This is a genomic window from Hydrogenophaga sp., assembly GCF_041913525.1.
Taxonomy (GTDB): domain Bacteria; phylum Pseudomonadota; class Gammaproteobacteria; order Burkholderiales; family Burkholderiaceae_C; genus Hydrogenophaga.
On record NZ_JAYSFD010000002.1, the window covers coordinates 41,426 to 63,499 of the forward strand.

The 22,074-nt window shown below is 68.6% G+C and carries 25 protein-coding genes and 1 pseudogene; 21 read left to right on the forward strand and 5 right to left on the reverse strand.

From position 1 onward, the window contains the following. Positions 1–323: 323 nt before the first annotated feature. The 18 genes from ACE3RQ_RS03015 to ACE3RQ_RS03100 all read left to right on the forward strand — a co-directional run bounded on the left by ACE3RQ_RS03015 (position 324) and on the right by ACE3RQ_RS03100 (position 16,761). Positions 324–1,490: a WD40/YVTN/BNR-like repeat-containing protein gene (locus tag ACE3RQ_RS03015; RefSeq protein WP_374519789.1), complete on the forward strand. Its 1,167-nt coding sequence runs from the start codon at positions 324–326 to the stop codon at positions 1,488–1,490. A gap of 41 nt (positions 1,491–1,531) precedes the next feature. Beyond that, entirely contained in the window at positions 1,532–2,758 is a 1,227-nt protein-coding gene (locus tag ACE3RQ_RS03020) for an acyl-CoA dehydrogenase family protein (RefSeq protein ID WP_374519791.1), read from the forward strand. Continuing rightward, positions 2,755–3,105, forward strand: coding sequence for a hypothetical protein (locus tag ACE3RQ_RS03025; RefSeq protein ID WP_374519793.1), 351 nt, complete (start codon positions 2,755–2,757; stop codon positions 3,103–3,105). Before ACE3RQ_RS03020 ends, ACE3RQ_RS03025 begins: the two co-directional genes overlap by 4 nt. 50 nt (positions 3,106–3,155) lie before the next feature. Then, positions 3,156–4,406, forward strand: coding sequence for a Rieske 2Fe-2S domain-containing protein (locus ACE3RQ_RS03030; RefSeq protein ID WP_374519795.1), 1,251 nt, complete (start codon positions 3,156–3,158; stop codon positions 4,404–4,406). A gap of 66 nt (positions 4,407–4,472) precedes the next feature. Continuing rightward, a complete protein-coding gene (locus ACE3RQ_RS03035) occupies positions 4,473–5,273 on the forward strand; it encodes an amidohydrolase (RefSeq protein WP_374519797.1) in 801 nt (266 codons plus the stop codon). 47 nt (positions 5,274–5,320) lie between these two features. Continuing rightward, positions 5,321–6,658, forward strand: coding sequence for an MFS transporter (locus tag ACE3RQ_RS03040; protein ID WP_374519799.1), 1,338 nt, complete (start codon positions 5,321–5,323; stop codon positions 6,656–6,658). 39 nt (positions 6,659–6,697) lie between these two features. Continuing rightward, on the forward strand, positions 6,698–7,552 hold the full coding sequence (locus ACE3RQ_RS03045; protein ID WP_374519801.1) for an amidohydrolase: 855 nt from the start codon (positions 6,698–6,700) through the stop codon (positions 7,550–7,552). 16 nt (positions 7,553–7,568) lie between these two features. Further along, positions 7,569–8,963 (forward strand): MFS transporter, encoded by a 1,395-nt coding sequence (locus ACE3RQ_RS03050; RefSeq protein WP_374519802.1) that lies wholly within the window; start codon positions 7,569–7,571, stop codon positions 8,961–8,963. A gap of 158 nt (positions 8,964–9,121) precedes the next feature. Beyond that, entirely contained in the window at positions 9,122–9,526 is a 405-nt protein-coding gene (locus ACE3RQ_RS03055; RefSeq protein ID WP_374519804.1) for a DUF6152 family protein, read from the forward strand. 52 nt (positions 9,527–9,578) lie between these two features. Next, entirely contained in the window at positions 9,579–10,343 is a 765-nt protein-coding gene (locus ACE3RQ_RS03060) for a hypothetical protein (RefSeq protein WP_374519806.1), read from the forward strand. 63 nt (positions 10,344–10,406) lie between these two features. Further along, the gene (locus tag ACE3RQ_RS03065; RefSeq protein WP_374519808.1) at positions 10,407–11,240 is read left to right on the forward strand and encodes an alpha/beta fold hydrolase; all 834 of its coding nucleotides are present in this window, start codon (positions 10,407–10,409) and stop codon (positions 11,238–11,240) included. A gap of 14 nt (positions 11,241–11,254) precedes the next feature. After that, a complete protein-coding gene (locus ACE3RQ_RS03070; protein WP_374519810.1) occupies positions 11,255–11,584 on the forward strand; it encodes a c-type cytochrome in 330 nt (109 codons plus the stop codon). Between the two features lie 9 nt (positions 11,585–11,593). Beyond that, positions 11,594–13,159, forward strand: coding sequence for an FAD-binding oxidoreductase (locus tag ACE3RQ_RS03075; RefSeq protein WP_374519812.1), 1,566 nt, complete (start codon positions 11,594–11,596; stop codon positions 13,157–13,159). Next, complete coding sequence (locus tag ACE3RQ_RS03080; RefSeq protein ID WP_374519814.1) at positions 13,156–13,599, forward strand: cytochrome c; 444 nt, start codon at positions 13,156–13,158, stop codon at positions 13,597–13,599. The genes ACE3RQ_RS03075 and ACE3RQ_RS03080 overlap by 4 nt, the downstream gene beginning before the upstream one ends. Further along, a complete protein-coding gene (locus ACE3RQ_RS03085) occupies positions 13,596–14,024 on the forward strand; it encodes a hypothetical protein (RefSeq protein ID WP_374519816.1) in 429 nt (142 codons plus the stop codon). Before ACE3RQ_RS03080 ends, ACE3RQ_RS03085 begins: the two co-directional genes overlap by 4 nt. 229 nt (positions 14,025–14,253) lie before the next feature. Beyond that, entirely contained in the window at positions 14,254–14,658 is a 405-nt protein-coding gene (locus tag ACE3RQ_RS03090) for a DUF6152 family protein (RefSeq protein WP_374519818.1), read from the forward strand. Further along, complete coding sequence (locus ACE3RQ_RS03095; RefSeq protein ID WP_374519820.1) at positions 14,658–15,155, forward strand: hypothetical protein; 498 nt, start codon at positions 14,658–14,660, stop codon at positions 15,153–15,155. Before ACE3RQ_RS03090 ends, ACE3RQ_RS03095 begins: the two co-directional genes overlap by 1 nt. Before the next feature lie 163 nt (positions 15,156–15,318). Then, positions 15,319–16,761 carry an SUMF1/EgtB/PvdO family nonheme iron enzyme gene (locus ACE3RQ_RS03100; RefSeq protein ID WP_374519822.1) on the forward strand — a complete coding sequence of 481 codons (1,443 nt, stop codon included), beginning with the start codon at positions 15,319–15,321 and terminating at the stop codon, positions 16,759–16,761. Between the two features lie 45 nt (positions 16,762–16,806). Here ACE3RQ_RS03100 and ACE3RQ_RS03105 read toward each other — a convergent pair whose 3' ends face one another. Beyond that, positions 16,807–17,664, reverse strand: a complete 858-nt coding sequence (locus ACE3RQ_RS03105) for a cache domain-containing protein (protein ID WP_374519824.1) — start codon at positions 17,662–17,664, stop codon at positions 16,807–16,809. 135 nt (positions 17,665–17,799) lie between these two features. Between ACE3RQ_RS03105 and ACE3RQ_RS03110 the strand changes: the two genes are divergently transcribed. Continuing rightward, positions 17,800–18,321, forward strand: a complete 522-nt coding sequence (locus ACE3RQ_RS03110; protein ID WP_374519826.1) for a DUF1993 family protein — start codon at positions 17,800–17,802, stop codon at positions 18,319–18,321. A gap of 19 nt (positions 18,322–18,340) precedes the next feature. Here the strand turns inward: ACE3RQ_RS03110 and ACE3RQ_RS03115 are convergent, their stop codons facing one another. The 4 genes and pseudogenes from ACE3RQ_RS03115 to ACE3RQ_RS03130 form a co-directional block, all read right to left on the reverse strand. After that, positions 18,341–18,688, reverse strand: coding sequence for a DUF6488 family protein (locus tag ACE3RQ_RS03115; protein WP_374519828.1), 348 nt, complete (start codon positions 18,686–18,688; stop codon positions 18,341–18,343). Positions 18,689–18,708: 20 nt separating this feature from the next. Continuing rightward, positions 18,709–19,491, reverse strand: a complete 783-nt coding sequence (locus ACE3RQ_RS03120; RefSeq protein ID WP_374519830.1) for a HupE/UreJ family protein — start codon at positions 19,489–19,491, stop codon at positions 18,709–18,711. Positions 19,492–19,627: 136 nt separating this feature from the next. After that, positions 19,628–20,200, reverse strand: coding sequence for a phosphoribosyltransferase (locus ACE3RQ_RS03125; protein ID WP_374520508.1), 573 nt, complete (start codon positions 20,198–20,200; stop codon positions 19,628–19,630). Positions 20,201–20,296: 96 nt separating this feature from the next. Continuing rightward, positions 20,297–20,917, reverse strand: a pseudogene (locus tag ACE3RQ_RS03130) (dienelactone hydrolase family protein); the annotation flags it as partial. A gap of 129 nt (positions 20,918–21,046) precedes the next feature. Between ACE3RQ_RS03130 and ACE3RQ_RS03135 the strand changes: the two are divergent. Continuing rightward, complete coding sequence (locus tag ACE3RQ_RS03135; protein WP_374519832.1) at positions 21,047–21,496, forward strand: OsmC family protein; 450 nt, start codon at positions 21,047–21,049, stop codon at positions 21,494–21,496. Next, positions 21,496–22,032 (forward strand): two-component system response regulator, encoded by a 537-nt coding sequence (locus ACE3RQ_RS03140; RefSeq protein ID WP_374519834.1) that lies wholly within the window; start codon positions 21,496–21,498, stop codon positions 22,030–22,032. Before ACE3RQ_RS03135 ends, ACE3RQ_RS03140 begins: the two co-directional genes overlap by 1 nt. The last annotated feature ends 42 nt before the right edge of the window (positions 22,033–22,074 follow it).

Sequence of the window (22,074 nt, forward strand, 5' to 3'; positions counted from 1 at the left end):
CCCCACCGCCGCCCGCGCCGGGCGGCGGTTTTTTTGCGCCCGAAAGCCCGGGGTGTCGCCTGGGCGTGCCCATTGCCCGACTGCCGCTGGACGTTTCAAAAACTTCCACTAGAATGCCCAATCAAGTTGCTAGGCAATCATGTTAGTGAAAGTCCCTATGTGAAGTTCGCAGGCACGGTTGCATGATTCGCACAAGCCCAACAACCGGATCGACGCGCTGCGTCGGCTGAATTGGAAGAAGCCCCTGGCGGCCGTGCACGTCGGTCAGCAGGGATGAACAAGCCGCGGCGCCACCCGCCCCGGCCTTGCCGAATGGAGGATTCATGAGCGTTGCAGTGTTGTCCCCGAACGGTCAGACGACCACCTCGGGCGCCGGCCCGGCCACCACCTTGCTGGTGGCCACCATCCAGGGCCTGCTGATTTATGAGCGCGAAGCACAGGGCAAGCCCTGGGCCCTGGCCCGCCGGGCGCTGGTCGAGTTCCAGATCAGCTCGGTGCTGCACGACCCGGTGTCGGGCCGCATCCTGGCCGGCACCCACGGCGGCAAGGGCCTGTGGGCCAGCGACGACGGCGGCGCCACCTGGAGCCAGAAGACCGGCGGCATGGACCGCCCCCACGTCTACATGCTGGTGGCCCAGCCCCGCCCCGAAGGCACCGTGATCTATTGCGGCACGGAGCCCGTGGGCCTGTACCGCAGCACCGACATGGGCGAAACCTGGACCGATCTGCCCGCCGTGAGCGACGTGCCCGGCAATGACCGCTGGACCTTCCCGCCCCCGCCGCACATCGCCCACGTCAAGCACATCGCCTTCCACCCGGCCGAGCCCAAGACGCTGTACGTGTGCATCGAGCAGGGCGCGCTGCTGAAGTCGGTGGACGACGGCGCGAGCTGGGTCGAGCTGACCGACTACGAAAACGTGGCCCTGGTGGAAGAGAAGTTCCGCCGCGACAACCACCGCGTGGTGATTCGCCCGTCCAACCCCCAGCACCTGCTGCTGTGCGGCGGTGAGGGCCTGTTCCGCAGCCTGGACGGCGGCATCACCTGGGAACACCTGCTCACCCGCCAGTCGCGCGTGGGCTACCCCGACGCCATGTTCCTCGACCCGCGCGACGAAAACACCGTCTACCTGGGTGGCCCCGGCCACGCGCCGCGCGAATGGGCCAAGGAGCGCAACGCCGACGCCACCGTGATGGTCAGCCACGACTTCGGCACCACCTGGCAAGAGCGCCGCGAAGGCCTGCCCAACCCGGTGGTGGGCAACATCGAAGCCATGGGCCTGCACCAGCAGGGCGAGCAGGTGCTCATCAGCGTGGGCACCGCCACCGGCGAGGTCTATGTGTCTGAAAACGAAGGTCACCACTGGGAGCGCGTTGCCCACAACGTGCCCCCCATTTCCAAGGCAGGCCACTTCCGCTGGTTCCTCACGGACGAGCGGCGCCTGCAGATCGAAGAAGCCATGCGCGGCTGGAAGCCCGCCGAAACGGTCTGAGGCCAGCGCCCGCCACACCCCGAACCCCACGGAGCCCAAAGATGTACGTTGACACCACCGAGCGCAAGGCCGCCACCGGCGCTGCCTTGCCAGTCTTGAAGTCGCGCGCCGACGCCATGGCCGCGGTCAAGGCCCTGCTGCCCAAGATCCGGGCACGCGCCGCCCGCACCGACGCCGACCGCATGGTCTCGCGCGAAACCATTGCCGAAATCATGGAAGCCGGCCTGTTCGGCGTGGGCACGCCCACCGAACACGGTGGCTCCAACCTGGGCTTTGCCGCCCTGGTGGAAGTGACCACCGAACTGGCCAGCGCCTGCGGCTCCACCGGCTGGGTGTTCGGCGTGCTGGCCGGCCATAGCTGGATCCTGAACTTCTTCCCGCAGGAAACCCAGGCCGAGGTGCACGCCAACGGCCGCTCGCTGTCGGCCACCGTGTTCCGCCTCAATGGCGAAGCCGTGGTGGAAGGCGACGCCATTCGCCTGACCAACGCCGAAGGCCGCTTCTGCAGCGGCGTGGACCACGCCAGCTGGGTCGTGGTGGGCGTGCCGGTGAAGGCCGCCGATGGCAGCATGGCGCCGCACTTCCTGATCGTGCCGCGCTCGGACATCGAGGTGGTGGACGACTGGTTCACCGCCGGCATGCGCGGCACCGGCAGCCGCACCATCAAGATCAAAGACTCGCTCGTGCCCCGTGCGCGCGCCCTGTCGTTCAAGGACATGGGCGTGGTGGCGGCGGCCGAGGCCAAGCGCACCGGCAAGCCCATCCTGGGCGTGCCATGGACGGCCGTTCTGCCTTTCTCGCTGATCGGTGCCCCCATGGGCATGGCCCGTGGCACCCTGGCCAACTTCGTGGAAGGCGCGGCTGCGCGCATGTCCACCTTCAGCGAGCTGCAACTGGCCGAGCAGTCGGCCACGTTTGCGCGCCTGTCCGAGGCCGCCGCCGACCTGGACGCCGCTTACGCCCTGGTGCTGGCCAACGCCCAGTTCTGCGATGAGATCCAAGACCCGTCGGAAATCACCTCGCTCAAGGCCTCGCAGATCGCCCGCGACTGGGCCTGGGCCGCGCAGAAGTCGCGCTACGCCGCCACCCGCCTGTTCGAGGCGGCCGGTGGCACCGGCATCTACGACTCGTCCGAGATGCAGCGCCTGTGGCGCGACGTGAACTCGGCCGCGCAGCACTTCGCCTTCACCTGGGACGGCGCCATGGCCATCCACGGCCGCGCCCTGCTGGGCCTGGCGCCCGCCAAGTTCGGGGTCAAGGGCCGATGAGCGCGGCACTGCTGGCCGGCGGCGTGGATGCCCGCGCCGACGAGCTTCACGACATCCTCGACTGCGGCCCGGCCACGCTGCGGGCCCTGGCCCTGCGCATCGAGGCCTCGGCGGGCGACATGGAGCTGATCTACCGCGAGACCGAGATCGACGAGGTCTGGCGCTGGGTGGACGTGGGCCTGGGCCAGGCCCAGCACGTGCGCGCCGCGCCGGCCGTGATCGCGCACTGGCGCCAACTCAAGGCCGAGGTCATGCGCATTCACGACCTGATCGGCATTGACCTGGACCGCGACACCGCGGTGCAGGCCCTGCGGTCCCTGGCCACCCAACTCGAATCGGCGGCCTGAACCGGCCACCGGCACCCCACCCGTTTCCCCATTTTTCCAAGGAGAGAGAGATGCTTTCGAAAGAAGACAACGACATCCTGACCCAAACCGGTCAAGGCACGCCCATGGGCGATCTGGTTCGCCGCTTCTGGGTTCCGGCCCTGCTGGCCTCTGAAGTGGCCGAGGCCGACGGCGCCCCCAAGCGCTTTCGCCTGCTGGGCGAAGACCTGATCGCCTTCCGCAACACCGACGGCAAGGTCGGCATTCTGGAAGAGGCCTGCCCGCACCGCCGCTCCTCGCTGGCCCTGGGCGTGAACGCCGAGAACGGCGTGCGCTGCCTGTACCACGGCTGGAAGTTCGGCATCGACGGCGAGTGCCTGGACACCCCGGCCGAGCCGCCCGGCGCCAGCATGGTGGGCCGCGTGCGCGCCAAGTCGTACCCGGTGCGCGAAGTGGCCGGCGTGATCTGGACCTACATGGGCCCCGCCGAACACGAGCCCGTGTTCCCCGACTTCGAGTGGATGCACTACCCCGAAGGCCACTGCGTGCCCTTCAAGGTGCTGGAAGACTGCAACTACGCGCAGGCCGTGGAAGGCACCATCGACTCGGCCCACGCCGGCGTGCTGCACCGCGAAAGCCCCTGGGGCCACCCCGCCAAGTACGAGCACGAGAAAGACCTCTCGCCCAAGCTCGAAGTGGAATACACCAAGTACGGCCTGCGCTACGGCGCCGTGCGCAACCTGGTGGACGAGGGCAAACTGCACGCCCGCGTGACCGAAGTGGTGATGCCCTTCTTCACCCTGATCCCGCCGGACGGCGCCGGCGTTCGCAAGAACCGCCGCATGGCCAACGCCTTCGTGCCGCGCGACGACGAGTCCACCTGGCACATCCAGTGGTTCTTCGACGACACCACCCCCATTGACGTGGAGTACCGCATCAAGGAAGGCGGCCACTACGTGGACGAAAACTTCCGCAAGCTGCGCAACATCGACAACTGGTACCTGCAAGACCGCCAGATGATGAAGACGACCAACATGTCGGGCATCGAAGGCATCTTGATGCAGGACCACGCCGTGAGCGAGACGCAGGGCCGCATCCTGGACCGCACCAAGGAACACCTGGGTGGCTCCGACGTGGCCGTGGTCGCCTGGCGTCGCCAGATGATTCGCGCCGCGCGCAACTTCGCCAAGGACGGCACCACCCCGTCCGTGCTGGGTGCCGACGTGCCGTGGTCGAAGATCCGCGCCGCCACCGTGCGCTTCCCCGACTCCAGCAACTGGAAGGCCGAGGTGCCCCTGCACCCCGAAGCCGCGGCGACCTGATCGCCATCGTCCGCCCTTGCTGACCGCCGGCCCGCTAACGCGGGCCGGCTTTTGCCCCCAAAGCCCATGGTCATTGACAGCCACTGCCACACCGGCGACCGCTGGTACGAACCCGTCGACACACTCTTGCACCACATGGACCGCCATGGCGTCTCACGCGCCATGCTCATCCAGATGCTGGGCCAGTTCGACAACGGCTACCAGCAAGACAGCGTGCAACGCCACCCCGATCGTTTCGTGAGCGTGGTGGGCGTGGACCTGTCTCGCGCCGACGCCTGCGACGAACTGGAGCGCCAGGCCGCACAAGGGGCGGTGGGCGTGCGCCTGCGCCCCACCGACCGCTCGCTGGGCGATGACCCGCTGGCCATCTGGCGGGCGGCCGAGCGCCTGGGGCTCTTGGTCAGTTGCGTGGGCAACAGCGCCACCTTTGGCGACCCCGCCTTCGACGCACTGGTGGCCCAGTTTCCCCGGCTCACCATCGTGCTGGAGCACCTGGGCAGCAACAGCAGCCCCGACGCCGATGCCGCCGCCGTGGCCGCGCGCCAGCGCGTGTTCGGCCTGGCGCGCCATGCCCATGTGTGCATCAAGCTGCCCGGGCTGGGCGAGCTGTTGGCGCGACCTGCCTTGATGGCGGCCGACCCGTTCACCCTGGCCGCCGTGGCGTCGCCGGTGCTGCGCCCGGCCTTCGAGGCCTTTGGCCCCGAGCGCCTGCTGTGGGGCAGCGACTTCCCCGTGGTGTCCTCGCGCGAAGGCTATGGCCAGGCACTGGGCCTGTGCCGTGAGGTGGTGCGCCAGCTCTACCCACAGGCCGTTGATGGCGTGTTCGGCGGCAACGCGCAGACCCTGTTGGCGCGCCAATCGCGCTGAGCCAGGGCGCTATTCTTTCGATAACAAATTCCAACGGAGACACGTCAGTGAACACCACCACCTCACCCGCCGCGATCAACCCCTCGCAGGTGATCAACGATCACCCGCTGGGTACCTACCAGAAGCTGGTGGTGCTGCTCATCGTGCTGGTCTTCATCATGGACGGCGTGGCCAACACCGTGCTGCCGGTGGCCATTCCCGCGCTCATGAAAGAGTGGGGCCTCAGCCGCGACCCGTTCAAGTTCGTGGTGGGCGCCGGCCTCATGGGCGTGGCCCTGGGCGCGGTGCTGGGTGGCTACCTCTGCGACAAGTTCGGCCGCCGCCGCGCGCTCATTGGCTGCGTGGTGCTGTTCGGCAGCATGACCGCGCTGTCGTCCCTGGTGGCCAACATCGAGCAGCTCATGCTGGTGCGCGTGCTCGACGGCCTGGGCATTGGCGGCGCCATTCCCGCCGGCATGGCCCTGTTGTTCGAGTCGATGCCGGTGCGCCGTCGCAGCATCGCCATCGCCGCCAGCATGGTGGGCATTCCGCTGGGGGGCTTCCTGGCCGGTGGCCTGGCCTCGCTGGTGCTCGAATCGCACGGCTGGCACACCCTGTTCCTGCTGGGGGGCCTGGGCCCATTGCTGCTGGCCGCCGTGCTGGCCGCGCTGCTGCCCGACTCGCCCGCCCACCTGGCCCTGCACCCCGAACGCAGCGACGAGCTGCGCCGCCTGATGGCCCGCTACGGCCACGAATTCGCACCCGGCACCCCCTTCGTGGGCGAAGGCCGCACCGGCCCCAAGGCGCGCCTGCGCGACCTGTTCAACACCGAGTTCTGCCGCAGCACCGTGCTGCTGTGGTCGGCCTTCTTCTTCTGCTTCATCTCCAGCTACAGCATGTTCAGTTGGGGCCCGGTGATGATGATGGGCCAGGGCCTGAGCCCCATGACCATGGGCCTGGGCATCTCGGTCTTCAACGTGGGCGGCGTGGTGGGCGGCCTGGCCAGCGGCTGGGTGCTGCAGCGCTTCGGTTCGCGCCTGGCCTTCTTGCTGTACTGCGGCGGCGGCATGGCCAGCGCCATGTCCTGCGCGGTGGCCTTTCAGTACAACGCCCAGGTGGCGGCCTTCACCATGCCCAGCCTGGCGGCCTTCGGCTTCTTCACCGCCGGCCTGCTCAACCTCACCTACACCATGGGCGCCAACCTCTACCCGCCCTACATCAAGGGCACGGGCCTGGGCGCGGGCGCCGGCATGGGCCGCATTGGTGCGGTGGTGAGCGCCTTCGCCGGCGTGGCCGCGCTGAACCTTGGCGCCGCCATGGGCTTCTTCGTGGTCATCACCATCGCCCTGTTCATCACCCTGGTCTCGGCCCTGGCCATCCGCCAGCAGATGGCCCGCGTGGCCTGATGCCCCCGCCGTTTTCTCACGATTCGATCGCACCCTCGCATGAAACTCTTTGACTCGCACGCCCACCTCGTTTCGGCCGACTTCGACCGCTACCCCGTCTCGCCCCTGTCGGGCGAACTTGACCGCAAGCTCGACAACCCCGTCACCGCCGAGGTGCTGCTGGGCCTGATGGACGAGCAGGGCGTCGAGCGCGCCTGCGCCGTGCAGCGCGCCCACGTCTATGGCTACAACAACGCCTACGTGATCGACTCGGCCAAGCGCCACGCCGACCGCCTGGTGGCCGTGTGCGTGATCGACGCCGCCGCCGCCGACTCTGCCGCCACCGTGGCCCGCTGGGCCGACGAAGGCGCCGTGGGCATGCGCCTGTCGGAGAAGACCAAAGGGCAGGGCACCGGCTGGCTCGATTCCGACAACGCCCAGCGCGCCTGGGAAGCCGTGGAGCGCCTGGGCCTGTCGATGTGCGTGCACATGTACCGCTGGAACCGCCAGGAAGTGCTGCGCAGCCTGCTGGTGCTGGCCCAGCGCTTCCCCAAGGTGCCCCTGGTGCTGGACCACCTGTCCAACCCCATCGAGGAAAGCGGTGCGCCCGACTACGGCGTGGACGCCGACCTGCTGGCGCTCAAGCCGCTGGCCAACGTCTACCTGAAGTACTCGCACATCAACCTGGCGCGCATGGCCAAGAACGGTGTGAACAGCGCCGACGTGCTGCACCGCGTGCTGCAAGACTTCCCGGCCGAGCGCGTGATGTGGGGCTCTGACGTGGCCCAGTCCGCCGGCACCTACGACGAAATGGTGGGCGCCGCCCGGGCCGCCACCGCCAAGCTCTCGCCCGAGCAGGTGCAGGCCGTGCTGCGTGGCACCGCCGAGGCGGTGTACGGCGCGCGCTGGCGCTGATCGGGGCCCGGGCGCCATGGCTGGGCATTCCCCGCCACCGGGCGCGGCCGTTCACGACGGGCTGAAAGGCCGCCGGCGCTGGTTCAGCACCCTGGCCATCGTGCTGGGCGTGGTGATGACGGTGCTGGCCAATGCCACCACCTACGTGGCCTTGCCCTCCATGGCCCGGTCGCTGGGCGTGGACGCCGGCGTCACCGTCTGGGTCGTCAACCTCTACCTGCTGGCCACCGTGGTGGCCTTGCTGCCGCTGGCGGCCTGGGGCGACACGCGCGGGCATCGCCGCGTGTTCATGGCCGGCCTGGCGCTGTTTGCCGCCGCCACCGTGCTGGCCGCCTTGTCGGCCCGCACGCCCTGGCCGCTGCCCACGCTGCTGCTGGCCCGCGCCTTGATGGGCCTGGGCGCCGCCGGGGTGATGGCCACCTGCATGGCCTTGCTGCGCGCCACCCACCCCAGCCACCGCCTGGGCCGGTTCATCGGCCTCAATGGCATGGCAGTGGCGGCGGCCAATGCCGCCGGCCCCAGCGTGGCCGGGGCGGTACTGGCCTGGTCGAACTGGGAAACGCTGCTGGCGCTGCTGCTGGTGCCCGCCGCCGCCACGGCCGCGCTGGGCTGGCGTTCGCTGCCGCGCAACCCGGTGCTGCGCGAGGCGGCCGTCGATCCGCTGGGTGCCGTGCTTCAGGGCGCGGCCTTTGCTTCTTTGGTGCTGGTGCTCACGCCGCTGGCCGGTGCCTGGCGCTGGCCCCTGTGCGCGCTGGGCCTGGCCCTGGGGGCGGCGTTCGTGCTGCGCGAGCGCCAGCGGGGCTTTGCGCTGCTGCCGCTGGATTTGCTCAAGCGGCCCTTGTTCGCGGCCTCTTTCACCGCTGCCTACGCCTGCTTCGTGGCCCAGGTGCTGGCCATGGTGTGCCTGCCCTTTTTGCTGCAAGGCCGCCTGGGCCTGGGGCCGGGCGCCACTGGCCTGGCCATCACGCCCTGGCCCCTGGCGGTGATGGTCACCGCCCCGCTGGCGGGGGCCTTGTCCGACCGGGTGTCCACCGCCTGGCTGGGCAGCACCGGCCTCTTGCTGGCCGCGGCGGGGCTGGTGTCGCTGGCCTGGTTGCCCGGCACCGCCACCGCGCTGGACGTGGCCTGGCGCATGGCCCTCACCGGCGCCGGCTTTGCCTTGTTCAGCGGCTCGAACGTGCGCGCCCTGATGGCGGCCACGCCGGTGGAGCGCAGCGGCGCGGTGGGCGGCATGCACGCCATCTCGCGCCAGAGCGGCCAACTGGTGGGCGCCGCACTCGGTGGCCTGGTGCTCAGCCCGGCCGGTTGGGCCGGTGCCGCCGACCGCGGTTTGCTGCTGGCGGCGCTGATGTCGGGGCTGGCGGCCGTGGCCTGCGGCTTCAAGTCGCGCGACAGCCGGGGCCGTTCATGATGGTCCCGATTGGTTCAGATTGCCTAGCAAAAGAAAACTCAAAATACTTAGTGTAATCACCAATACAAGAATGAAGTCTCGGTCCTAAGATCGCCGCCATCCCCCTGCCGGAGTGGTCCATTCCGGCCCAGACAGACCCACATGAGAGGAGACCTGCCATGTTTTCGATTCGCCAACTGGTGCAAGCCGCTGCGGTGGCCGCGCTGACCCTGGGCACGGTGGCCGTGCACGCCCACCACTCGCCCGCCGCGTGGGAGATCACCAAGCGCAACAGCGTCACGGGCGTGGTGAAGGACGCGTCGTTCCGCAACCCGCACGGGCAGATCACGCTGGCGGTGACCAACGAGCAAGGGCAGACGGAAGAGTGGCGCGTGGAGACCAGCGCGGCCAACCTGCTGCGCCGCCGTGGCTGGGACTTCTCCAAGGTCACGCCGGGTTTGAAGATCCGCGTGGTGGGGCACCTGAACAAGGAGCAGCCGCGCGAGATTTACATCCGCGAGATCCACTTTGAAGACGGCACGGTCTTTGGCGACAAGGGCGGCAATGACGCCGCGCTCGACTGATCCGCTCTGCTTCGACGCTTTCTTTTTCGATTCACAACAGGAGACACCCCCCATGATTTCTCGCCTGCCTTTCAAGCGCGCCCTGGCCGTGCTGGCCTCCACCGTGGTCCTGGCGGCCTGCAGCTCGGTGCCGCAGTCGCCCTCGTCGTCTGAAGCCCTGGGTGGCAAGCCCAACTTCAACGGTGTGTGGGAAATGCTCGACATGGCCAAGGTGGTTCGCCCCGAGCAAGGCACGCCGCCGTACACGCCCGAGGCCGCCAAGGTGGCCGCCGAGTTCAAGTCGTGGGACCCCAAGAAAGACGATCCCTCGCTGTACTGCGACCTCAAGGGCATGCCCTGGATGATGCTGTCGCGCGCCCGCACCTACCCGGCCGAGATCTACCAGACCGCCGAGCGCGTTGACGTGTTCTTCGAGCTGTTCGACACCTCGCGCAGCATCCGCGTGAACGGCAAGCCCGCGCCCAAGAACATCTCGCCCAGCATCAACGGCTACTCCACCGCCACCTGGGACAACGACACCCTGGTCATCAAGACCACCGCCCTGGCCGAGCGCCTGTACCCGAGCCCGCAACTGCGCTCGGAAAAGGCCGAACTCACCGAGCGCTGGAAGATGGTGAAAGACCCGAAAGAGGGTGACCTGATCGAGATCGACTTCGAGATCGTGGACCCGGTGGTCTACACCCGCCCGGTCAAGGGCAAGCAGGTGTTCAAGCGCGCCGCACCCGACGTGGTGGTGGCCAGCTACAACTGCCCCGAGAAGCTGTGGCTCAAGCACGTGGACGACCGCCGCGCCCAGGGCAAAGCCGCCGCCAAGTAAACCCGCCTGTGTTGACCAGCCGCGCCTCACCCGGGGCGTGGCTTTCTGTTTGAGAGCATCCCCATGAGCCAAGCCCCTGTTTCCCCCGTCAACGTGTCCCGCCGCCGTGGCCTGGTGGGTGCCGCCCTGGCCGCCGTGGCCGCCCCGCTGGTGAGCACGCCGGCCCAGGCCCAGCCCGCCGCTGGCGCCAAAAAAACCTTTGTGCTGCTGCCCCCCGCCTGGGCCGGCAGCTGGATCTACACCAAGACCGCCGACTGGCTGCGCGCGCAAGGCCATGTGGTCTACACCCCCACGCTCACCGGCCTGGCCGAGCGCGCCCACCTGCTGCGCCCCGACGTGAACATGGACACCCACGTGCAAGACGTGGTGAACCTCATCAAGTGGGAAGAGCTGAGCAACGTGGTGCTGGTGGGTCACTCCTTCACCGGTGGCGTGGTCAGCGGCGTGGCCGAGAAGGTGCTGGACAAGCTGGCCTCGGTGATCTTCGTGAACGCCTACGTGCACGAAAACGGCGCCTCCATCCAGGACTACCTGAGCCAGCGCTCGCACGCCGACATCGACGCCCGCCTGGCCAAGGGCGAGCTGGGCCTGCCCAACCCGCCAGCGGCTTTCTATGCCCTGCCGCAGAAAGAGTGGGCGCGCATCGACGAGCTGCACACCCCGCACCCGCTGGGCGCCATCGTGCAGAAGCTCAAGCTCACCGGCGCGGTGGAGCGCGTGCCCAAGAAGACCTACATCATGCTGGCGCAGTTCGCGCGTGGCCGCGACTACGAGCTCAAGCACTTCAACCGCGTCAAGGGCCAGCCGGGCTGGAACACCGTCTCGGTGGAGAAGGGGCACCTGCCCATGGTGGACGACCCGGTGGGCTTCGCCCAGTTGCTGCTGCAAGCCGCCTGACCGGGAGCGACGCGATGAACCTCTTCCGACTCGCCACCTTCGCTGCCCTCTTCGGCGCCGCCGCGGCCGCCCAGGCCCAGACCGAGGCCGACGCCCTGTTCGCCAACAAGATCTGCTTCGCCTGCCACAGCGTCACCAAGGCCGACTTCAAGCGCATCGGCCCCTACGTGGTGGACATCAAGGCCAAGTACCAGGGCCAGGCCGACGCCCGCGCTTACCTCAAGGACAAGATCCTGCGCGGCAGCGCCGGGGTGTGGGGCCCGGCCGAGAGCTCGGTGATGCCCGCCAACAAAGTGACCGACGCCGAGGCCGACCTGCTGGCCGGCTGGATCCTCACCCAATAAGCCCAGGCCATGACACTCCCCCCAAAGCTCAGTGCGCGCGATTTCACGCGTGCGGTGGCCGAGTTGCGCTCCATCGTGGGCGCCGACTGGGTGTTCACCGAAGAAGACGACCGCCAGGCCTGGCGCGACCCCATGTTCCCGGGCGACGCGCGCCGCGTGGACCTGTCGGCCGCGGTGGCCCCCGCCACCGTGCAAGAGGTGCAGGCCGTGGTGAAGGTGGCCAACCGCTACCGCCTGCCGCTGTGGCCGGTGTCCACGGGCAAGAACTACGCCTACGGCGGCGCCTCGCCCGCGCTGAAGGGCACCATCGTGCTCGACCTCAAGCGCATGAACCGCATTCTTGAGGTCAATGAGCAATACGGCTACGCCATCGTCGAGCCCGGCGTCACCTACTTTGACCTGTACCGCCACATCAAGGCCAAGGGCCTGAAGCTGTGGATCGACTGCCCCTCGCCAGGCTGGGCCAGCGTGCTGGGCAACGCCATGGAGCGCGGCCTGGGCAACACGCCCTACAGCGACCACGCCGCGCAACAGTGCGGCATGGAAGTGGTGCTGCCCACCGGCGACCTGGTGCGCACCGGCATGGGCGCCATCGAGAACAGCCCGCTGTGGGGCCTGCAGAAAAACCCCTTCGGCCCCACCTTCGACGGCATGTTCATGCAGTCCAACCTGGGCATCGTCACCAAGATGGGCATCTGGCTCATGCCCGAGCCCGAGGTGTTCGCGCAGTGCAACATCCGCCTGCAGCGCGAAGACGCCCTGGGCCCCATGATCGACGCCCTGCGCCCGCTGCGCCTGAACGGCACCATCCAGAACCCGGCCAGCGTGCGAAGCTGGATCGGCATGCTGCTGGGCCAGGCCGCCAAGAAAGAGGTGCACGACGGCCCCGGCGCCATTCCGCGCGAACTGGTGCCGCAGATCCTGCAGCAGCGCAACCTGTCGTGGTGGAGCACTGGCTTCTCGCTCTACGGTTACGAAGAGGTGGTGGAGGCCAACCTCAAGGTGGTGCGCAAGGCCCTGGGCAGCGTGCCCGGCGCCGAGGCGCTATCGGTGCGCAAGTCGGCCGGCGACAAAGTGCCCGACAGCGCCGGCACGCAGGCCGGCGTGCCCAGCCTGGGCGCGTTCTCCACGCTCAACTGGCCAGGCGGGCGCGGCTCGCACCTCGATTTCTCGCCGGTGTACGAGCCCAGCGGGGCCGTGGCCATGGCCGAGTACCAGTTCATGCGCGAGCTGTTCGAGCGCCACGGCTTTGACTTCCCCGCCACCTACTCGATTACCTCGCCGCGCTACATGGCCTGCGTCACGCCCATCATGTTCGACGCCGACAACCGCCAGCAGGCCGAGGCCGCCGGGCGCCTGTTCCTGGAGGCCCACCAGCACCTGGGCACCAAGGGCTATGGCCTGTACCGCGCCCACGTGGCCTTCATGGACCAGGTGCAGCAGGCGCAAGGCTTCAACCAGCACGCGCTGCGCCGCCTGAGCGAGCGCATCAAGGATGCGCTGGACCCGCAAGGCATCCTGGCACCCGGCAAACAAGGCATCTGGCCCAAGGCCATGAAAGGGGGCCGTGCATGAACGCCCGCTTGCTGAACCGCGCGGCCACCCTGGTCGTCCTTTCGCTGGGCCTGCTCGCCACCAGCGCCCAGGCCGATGGCCCGGCCCCGGCGGCAGCCGCCGCCCCGGCCGCGCCAGTGGCCGCCCCGGTGCCTGAGAACCTCACGCCCGCCCAGGCCGAAGGCCGCCAGTTGTATGGCGTGCACTGCATCTACTGCCACGGCGCCGGCCCCGGCCGTGCCGGCACCACCGCGCTGGCCCGCCGCGTGGGCAAAGACCGCGCCGTGCTGGAAGCGCGCGACGACCTGGACCGCGCCTACGTGCAGTACGTGGTGCGCCATGGCCTGAACGCCATGCTGCCGCTGCGCCGCACCGAACTCACCGACGCCGAACTGGGCCGCATCGTTGACTGGCTGCAGCGCCCTCGCGCGGCGCAGACGGCCTCGGGGGCCAAACCATGAGCGACCGCCGCCAGTTCCTCGGCCTGGCCGCCGCCAGCGCCGCCACCGGCGGCTGGCTGGCCGGCCCGGCGCACGCCAGCGCCTCGGCCTTGCCCCAAACCCCGGCCTCGCCTGAGCCCGTGCACTGGTGGGTGGACGCCCGGCGCCCGGTGGCGCTTCAGGCGGTGCAGCGTCTGGCCCGCTTGGGCGAGCCGGTGCACGCCTTGCCCGCCCGCCTGGCGCCCGATTGGGCCGCCGCACGGCTGGCCCAGGCGCAGGCCGAGGGCGCGGCGGTGGCCGGCGTGGCTTCCATGGCCGACGCCTTTGTGCTGCGCCAGCTCGCCCTGGACGCCGGCTGGCGCATCGCCGCCTTGCAGGTGGCGCCCGCCAGTGCGAACAGCCCGGCCCTGGTGTCGTGGCGCTTTCAGTCGCCGCCCCAGGCATGACCGCCTGAACCCACCGCCGCCGCGGCGCACGCCGGCCAAGGCCGCTCCGTTCGCTGTGGCCATTTTTTCGCCCCTGCTTAAATTGCCTAGCAACTATAGCTAATTATCTTGGTATAAATACCGATGCCCCATGGGGTTATGCGGCCCTACCATTGGTTCATGGCTGATGCCTCTTGGCGAAGCCACCTGCCTGCTTTCCCGTTTTCGATTCCACACAAGGAGACCTGTCATGTTTTTGATTCGCCAACTGGTGCAAGCCGCTGCGGTGGCCGCGCTGACCCTGGGCACGGTGGCCGTGCACGCCCACCACTCGCCCGCCGCGTGGGAGATCACCAAGCGCAACAGCGTCACGGGCGTGGTGAAGGACGCGTCGTTCCGCAACCCGCACGGGCAGATCACGCTGGCGGTGACCAACGAGCAAGGGCAGACGGAAGAGTGGCGCGTGGAGACCAGCGCGGCCAACCTGCTGCGCCGCCGTGGCTGGGACTTCTCCAAGGTCACGCCGGGTTTGAAGATCCGCGTGGTGGGGCACCTGAACAAGGAGCAGCCGCGCGAGATTTACATCCGCGAGATCCACTTTGAAGACGGCACGGTCTTTGGCGACAAGGGCGGCAACGACGCCGCGCTGGATTGATGGGCGAACGGCACTTTTTCCTGGCGCCGCTGCTGGGCGCCCTGGCGCTGTCGGGCACCGCGTCGATGGCGGCCGAAGACCTGGACAAGGGCGTGGAACCCGTGGGCCCGGCCAACTACCGCCCCGCTGAAACCCGCCTGCGCAGCGACACCGTGAAGCTGGTGCTCAAGCCCGAGGAACAGGTGGAGGTGAAGACCCTGCTGGCCGAAGGCCAGGTCATCACCTACCAGTGGACCAGCAAGGGCGCCAAAGAGGGCGAGCTGTACGTGGACTTCCACGGCCACACCCTGCCGCCGCCGGGCCAGAAAGAGCGCGTGGTGCGCTACGCCGAAGGCGAGCACACCGCCGGGCGCGGCGCCATCGTGGCGCCCCTCACGGGTGAGCACGGCTGGTTCTGGCTGAACATGGGCACCAAGCCCGTGACGATCGAGTTGCGCGTCAGCGGCTTCCACACCAAGGTCGAACAACACCGCATCCAGACGCCAGGCAAGTCCTGACCGCGCCCTTTCGATTCGATTGCTCCAAGGTGGCTCGCCGGTTGCCCTGCGCAACCGGGCATTGCTGCTCACCCGGGTGGCCCAGACCGGGTGTTCGTTTCGCCACATGGGCCCATCGGCCCGTGTGGCGTCTTTTTTGTCACAACCCACAAGAGGTGAGACCGTGTTTCTCCCAAGCATTCCCACGCCCTTGCTGAGCGCCATTCGCCGCTCGCTGGGTGCGCTGGCCGTGGCCAGCCTGTCGGCCACCGCCTTCGCCCAGGGCGCCGCCGTGCCCGCCGCCCCGGCCAAGGCCCAGTTGTGCGCCAGTTGCCACGACGGTGGCGTGAAGATGGGCACGCCGCCCGTGAACGTGCCCAAGCTGGTGCGCCAGCAGTCCGACTACATCCACACCGCGCTGCACCAGTTCCGCAGCGGCCAGCGCAAGAACGAGACCATGCAGGCCATCGCGGCCGGCCTGAGCGACCAGGACATCCGCGAACTGGCCGACCACTTCGGCGGCGTGCGCCCCCTGCCGGTGCGCATGCCCGAGGGCATGGTGATGCCCAAGGTGGTCAAGCAGGTGTGCGAGAACTGCCACGGCATGACCGGCGTGGCCTCGCTGCCCGAGACGCCCATCATCGGTGGCCAGCACCGCGACTTCCTGCGCGTCACGCTGGAGAACTTCCGCAATGGCCAGCGCCACAGCACGGTGATGAGCCCCATCGCCCAGATGCTGAGCGACGAAGACATCCGCGTGGTGGCCGAGTACTACGAGACGGTGCACAACTACTTCGTGCCGCCCACGGCCAAGGAAATCGAGCAGGCCGCCCAGTCGAACCTGGCCGTCTCGGGCCCGGTGACGCTGGTGAAGCACCAGCCGACCAAGCCCCAGAGCGCGGCCGAGCAGAAGAAGGCCGCCCTGGCCATTGCCGCCTCGCTGGAGATGGTGACCCTGCCGGCCGGCAACTTCCTGATGGGCAGCCCCGCCGACGAGGGCGACGCCCCCGGCCTGCCGCGCCATACGGTGACGCTCAAGTCCTTCAAGATGGCCAAGAACATGGTCACCTTTGACCAGTTCGACGCCTACTCTAAGGCCACCGGCCGGGCCCTGGTGAACGACGGCGGCATGAAGCGCGGCAACTACCCGGTGATCAACATCACCATGGGCGAGTCGCAGGCCTTCATCGACTGGCTCAACCGCCACACCGGCCGCCGCTTCAAGGTGCCCAGCGAGTCCGAGTGGGAATACGCCGCCCGCGCCGGCACCACCACGCACTACTGGTGGGGCGACAAGGTGGACTTCGGCAAGTACAACTCCTTCCGCAACGAAGGCGCCGACATCTGGCCCACCACCTCGCCCGTGGGCGCCTTCCCGCCCAACCCCTGGGGCCTGCACGACATGACCGGCAATGTGTTCCAGCGCGTCTCCGATTGCCGCCGCCCCACCTACGACGGCAAGCCCACCGATGGCAGCCCGGTGGTGGGCGAGCCCTGCCTGCTCAAGACCATGCGCGGTGGCTCGTGGCGCAACCTCAGCGGTGCCGCCCGCCACGCCACCCGCAGCGGCGTGACCGACGAGCTGATCAGCACCTCCATCGGCCTGCGCGTGGCCGAAGACCTCTGATCGACCCGCCAGCCGCCCCGCGCACGGGCGGCTGGCCCGGCGACATCAGGCGCCGTAGTACCCCACGGCCAGCACGAGCTGGCCCACCCGCTGCACGAAGGTGGTCTTGGGCTCCTTGTGCCGGGTGACCGGGTTGAGCCACACGTAGCGCGTCTCCACCACCTCACCCACCTTCGCGCGGCGCACCATTTCGCGGCCGATGAAGTGGCGGTTGGCGTCTTTCAAGTACGTCACGTTGCGGCCCACCAGGCGCGGCTGCGTGCCGTGGGCGTGCATCACCATGTCGTTGGCGCCGATGGCGAACACGTACAGGTCGTCTTGCACGAAAGCGCCGTTCACGTCGTTGAACTCGGCCAGCACCGCCGGCCCGCGCTGCTCCAGTGCCTTCACCGCGCGCGCTAGCCAGGCCCGCGCCTCGGTGGCGGTGGCCCGATCGATCATCTGGCTCACCACGATCACCGCCTCGCCCACGCGGCGGAAGTGCACCGTCTTGGTCTCGTCCTGGCCGGTGCGGCGGTTGGTCCAGCGGTAGTTCAGGCTGGTGGGGGCATCGGCCCGCGCCCGCTCCAGAACGGTGGCGATGTAGGCGCCGCCCTCGCGGTCGCGGTGCCCGCGCACGTCTTGCCCGATGAACACCTCGGACGGCCCGCCACTGGCCTTGAGCACCCCATCGGCGCCCAGCACATAGACGTACAGCCCGGCCTCGTCAAAGGCCCCGCCGCGCTGGAAGGCGGGCAAGGCGGCGTCGCCCCGGCGCTGGTAGAGCGCGGCGGCCCGCGCCAGCAGATCCAGTGCGCGGGCGTTGTCACTGGCCGCAAAGGCTGGGCCGGCAGCGAGCGCTGGCATGGCCAGCAGCGAACAAGACAAAAAACGGCGACGATCGGCAGAAAAGGGGGTAGGCATCACACGGCTCCAAGGCGATTGCGGTCGTAGAATGCTACAACATTGCTAGGCAATGTATAAGGCTTAACCAACCCGACCCTGACGGTGGCGCTGGCAAAGGCGCGCCCACGGGCCGTTTTTTGATGGAGACAAACCATGTCCTTTTCCTTGTATGACGCCACCGTACCCGCCTGGCGCCAGACCCTGCGCGCGGTGATGGGCTACCTCGACAAGGCCCAGGCCCATTGCGACGCGCAAGGCGTGGCGCCGGCCACGCTGATCGAGGCGCGCCTGATCGACGACATGTTCCCGCTGGGCTTCCAGATCAACTCGGTGTGCGTGCACTCGCTGGGCGCCATCGAGGGCGTGCGCCGTGGCACCTTCTCGCCCGATCGCTCGCCCTGGCCGGCCGACTTTGCCGGCCTGCGCGCCAAGGTGCAGGCCACGCTGGAGGCGATCGAGCGCCTGCAGCCCGACGACGTGAACGGCCTCATGGGCCGCGACGTCACCTTCCAGCGCGGCGAGGTGGCCGTGCCCTTCGTGGCCGAGAACTTCCTGCTGTCGTTCTCGCTGCCCAACTTCTATTTCCACGCCGCCACGGGCTACGACATCCTGCGCTCGCGCGGCGTGCCGCTGGGCAAGGTGGACTACCTAGGCGCCGTGCGCAAAAAGGCCTGAAGCCGGTGCGCCCCGGGCCTCACTGGCCCGAGTGGTTGGCCGCCACGAAGTTGCCCTGCGGCGTGAAGAACAGGAACAGGCGCCGCTTGGCCGGGTCGCTGGCCTTGGGGTTGTCGTAAACCACGCGCCACTCCTCGCCCTTGGGCCCCGCGCCCAGCGTCACGCTGGGCGGCGCCACCGCCTGCCAGGACGCCTCCAGCTTGCCCGCCTGCAGCAGCGAGGCCTTGCGCTCATCGGCGCAAGCGGTCACGGTGGTGGCGCTGGCCACAGTCTTGCCGTGGAAATGGCAATTGCCGGTGTGCGCCAGGGCGGCCTGGCCACCCAGGGCCAGGGCGAGAGACAGCAGAAGACGGGGCAGGGCGGTCATGGGCGTGCTTCCAGATGGCATCAGAGGCTGTTGCGCGAGGCGTCGGTGGTGTTCTCGATTTCCATGTCTTCGTGCACGTGCCGGTGCTCGGCCTCGGGGAAGCGGAAATCGTCGGCGTAAAGATCGTGCTGCAGGCCGTGCAGTTGCACGAACAGCAGGTAGACACCGGCCAGCACCAGGCCCATGTTGGCCAGGCGGCTGAAGCGCGCGAATGAGGGGCGGTGGCGCCACAAGGCCAGGCCCGCCACCATGGCCGCCAGGGCCACGATCTGCCCCAGCTCCACGCCCAGGTTGAAGCTCAGGATGCGGCCCACGATGCCGGCGGTGTCGTCGCCCAGCGGCAATTGCTGCAGCCGCGTGGACAGGCCAAAGCCATGCAGCAGGCCAAAGCCGAACACCGCCCACAGAATGGGCGGCGGCGTCAGGTCCAGGTGTTTCTGGAAGCCGCCGTTGTTGTCAAAACCCTTGTAGATCACGCTGATGGCGATCAGCGCGTCCACCAGGTAGTAGTTCCAGGTGATCTGCAACAGCGTGGCGCCCACCAGGGTGATGCAGTGGCCCAGGGTGAACACGGTGACCAGGCGCACCACGTCCATGAAGCGGTGCAGCAGAAACACCACGCCCAGCAGGAACAGCAGGTGGTCGTACCCGGTGAGCATGTGGCGCGCGCCCAGTTCCACGTACTGCAGGTAGCCGCCGTCGAGCATGCGCTGCTTGTCGGCCTGGGAAATGCCATGGGCCCAGGCCAGGGCGGGGCAGAGCAGGGCGGCCAGCGTGGCCGAGAACGATCGCCATCGGGTCATCGGGTTTGTCTCCTGTGCGCTTGGCTGGCGTGGCGTTGTGTAGCCATGCATGCCAATCTATTTTGACTAGCAAAGGAGGAAGTTTATACCCCGGATCGGCCCCATTGACCGGTCTGCGCCAAGGCCCGCAAGGGCCTCAGTGCACCCGCGCCAGCTCGGTGCGCACCTCGTCGTCGCTGAGCTGGTGAAAGTCCCGGTAGTGCAGGCCGATGGCCTCAAAGGGCTCGGGGGTGGCCAGGCAAACGATGCGGTCCACCTGAGGGCGCAAGGCGGCCAGCGTGTCGGCCGGGGCCACGGGCACGGCCAGCACCAGCCGGGCCGGGTGGCGCCGGCGCAGTGCCATGAGGGCCGCGCGCAAGGTGGTGCCGGTGGCAATGCCGTCGTCCACCACCACCACGGTGGCGCCCGTCAGGCTGCGGGGCGAGCGGCCCGCCAGGTACACCTGCCGCCGCCGCGCGATTTCGCGCACCGCTTCCTGCAGACCGTGTTGCAAATGGGCGGGGTCCACGCCGGTGGCCTCTTCGTTCACCACCAGATCGGGGGGCTCGCCTTCCACCACCGCCGCGGCGGCGAACTCGGGGTTCCAGGGCGCGCCGATCTTGCGCACCAGCAGCAGGTCCAGCGGGGCGTGCAGGGCCAGCGCCACCTCGGCGGCCACCGGCACGCCGCCGCGCGGCAAGGCCAGCACCACCACAGGCGTGGGCAGCACCAGGGCCCGCAGGCGCTCACCCAGCAAGCGGCCGGCGCTGTGCCGGTCGTGCAAGGGCAGGGCGACCCGGTCCTCGTGGCGCGGCCACCGATCGGAGAACCAGCGGGCGGCCAGATCGGCGGCTTGCTCCAGGGTGCCGGGCTCCTCGAACAAATGGCTGGCCCCTGGCACCACGGCCAGGTGGCCGTGGGTGCCCAGGGCCTGCAGCGCCTGGCGGTTGAGCGCAAGCACCTCGTGGTCGTCGCCGCCCACGATCAGCAGGGTGGGGGCCTGCACGTGCAGCAATTGCCGCCCCGCCAGGTCAGGGCGGCCGCCGCGCGACACCACCGCCGTGACCCGCTCCCGGTGCTGCCCCGCGGCCACCAAGGCCGCCGCCGCGCCGGTGCTGGCGCCAAACAGGCCCATGGGCAGGCGGCGCAGCTCGGTGCGGGCGTCGCACCAGGCCATGGCCTCGCCCAGCCGACGCCCAAGCAAGGGAATGTCGAACACCCGTTCGCGGTCTTGCGATTCCTCGGGCGTAAGCAAGTCAAACAACAAGGTGGCCAGCCCCTCGCGCTGCAAGCGCTGCGCCACGAACTGGTTGCGCGGGCTCAGGCGGCTGCTGCCGCTGCCGTGGGCGAACACCACCAGACCCCGGGCCTGCGGCGGCACGATCAGCGTGCCCGGCAACTGCAGCGGACCGATGCTCACGGACTCGGGGGCGTGCGGGTGGGTCATGGCGGCAAAGGGGCAAATGCAAGCCATTGTGGGGAGGGGCGCCGGGCCTGCATTGAGCGAACGCAACGCCGCCGCCAATGGGCCAGGCGCTAGGATGGCCGCTTACCCGATGTTCAGGAGAGGCCATTCATGAGCGAAAGCACCGTCACCATCGAGCTGCGCCAGCAGCAGGACTACCGCTTCGATATCCATTTTTCGCCCGATCTGCCGGTGCTGGTGGGCGACGAACCGCCGCCCCTGGGCAGTGGGCAGGGGCCGTCGCCGGTGCAACTGCTGTGCGCGGCCGTGGGCAATTGCCTGAGCGATTCGCTGCTGTTTGCCCTGCGCAAGTTCAAACAGGCGCCGGAGCCCTTGCGCTGCGTGGTGCGCGCCGAGGTGGGGCGAAACGCCGAGAACCGCCTGCGGGTGCTGCGCATGGACGCCGATCTGCACCTGGGCGTGCCCGCCGCGGCCCTGGAGCACCTGGACCGGGTGCTGGCTAGCTTCGAAGCCTATTGCACCGTGACACAGAGCGTGGGCCAGGGCATCGCCATCCACACCCGGGTGTGGGATGCTACTGGCCGGGTGCTTAAGGGGTGATGCAGCGCTACCACGGGTCTGTCACCCGTGCGGGGCTGATTTCACGGTTTTTGACATGGCGCAAGCCCTTGCAGAGCCTGGCCCGGCACGGTGCTGGGGTAAGCGTTACAGTTTGCCTTTCTCTTTTTAGTGGTTCTGGGAGTGTCATGTCGTGCCGCGTGATGATGGTTGATGACAACGACAACGATTTGTTGTTCACCCGCCTCATGCTCCAGCGCAGCGGCGTCAATTACGATGCGATGCCCTTTTTGCGGGCTGAGCAAGCGCTGCATCACCTGAGTGAAACCCCCAACCACGGGGTTTCGCTGATCTTGCTGGACATCAATATGCCCGTGATGAACGGCTTTGCCTTTCTCACCGCTTTTGAGCAGTTGCCGCCGGCCCAGCGAGAGGGCGTGAGTGTTTTGCTGCTCACTTCGTCGTCTGATCCTGCCGATCAGACACAAGCCGCGCAATTCAGTTGCGTCAAGGGCTATCTCACCAAGCCCCTGGACAAAGCCACCGCCAAGGGCCTGGTCCGATACTTGGACTCGTGAGGCGATTTCAAAGGCCCTTGCGATCTGCGCGCCTCCCCGAAT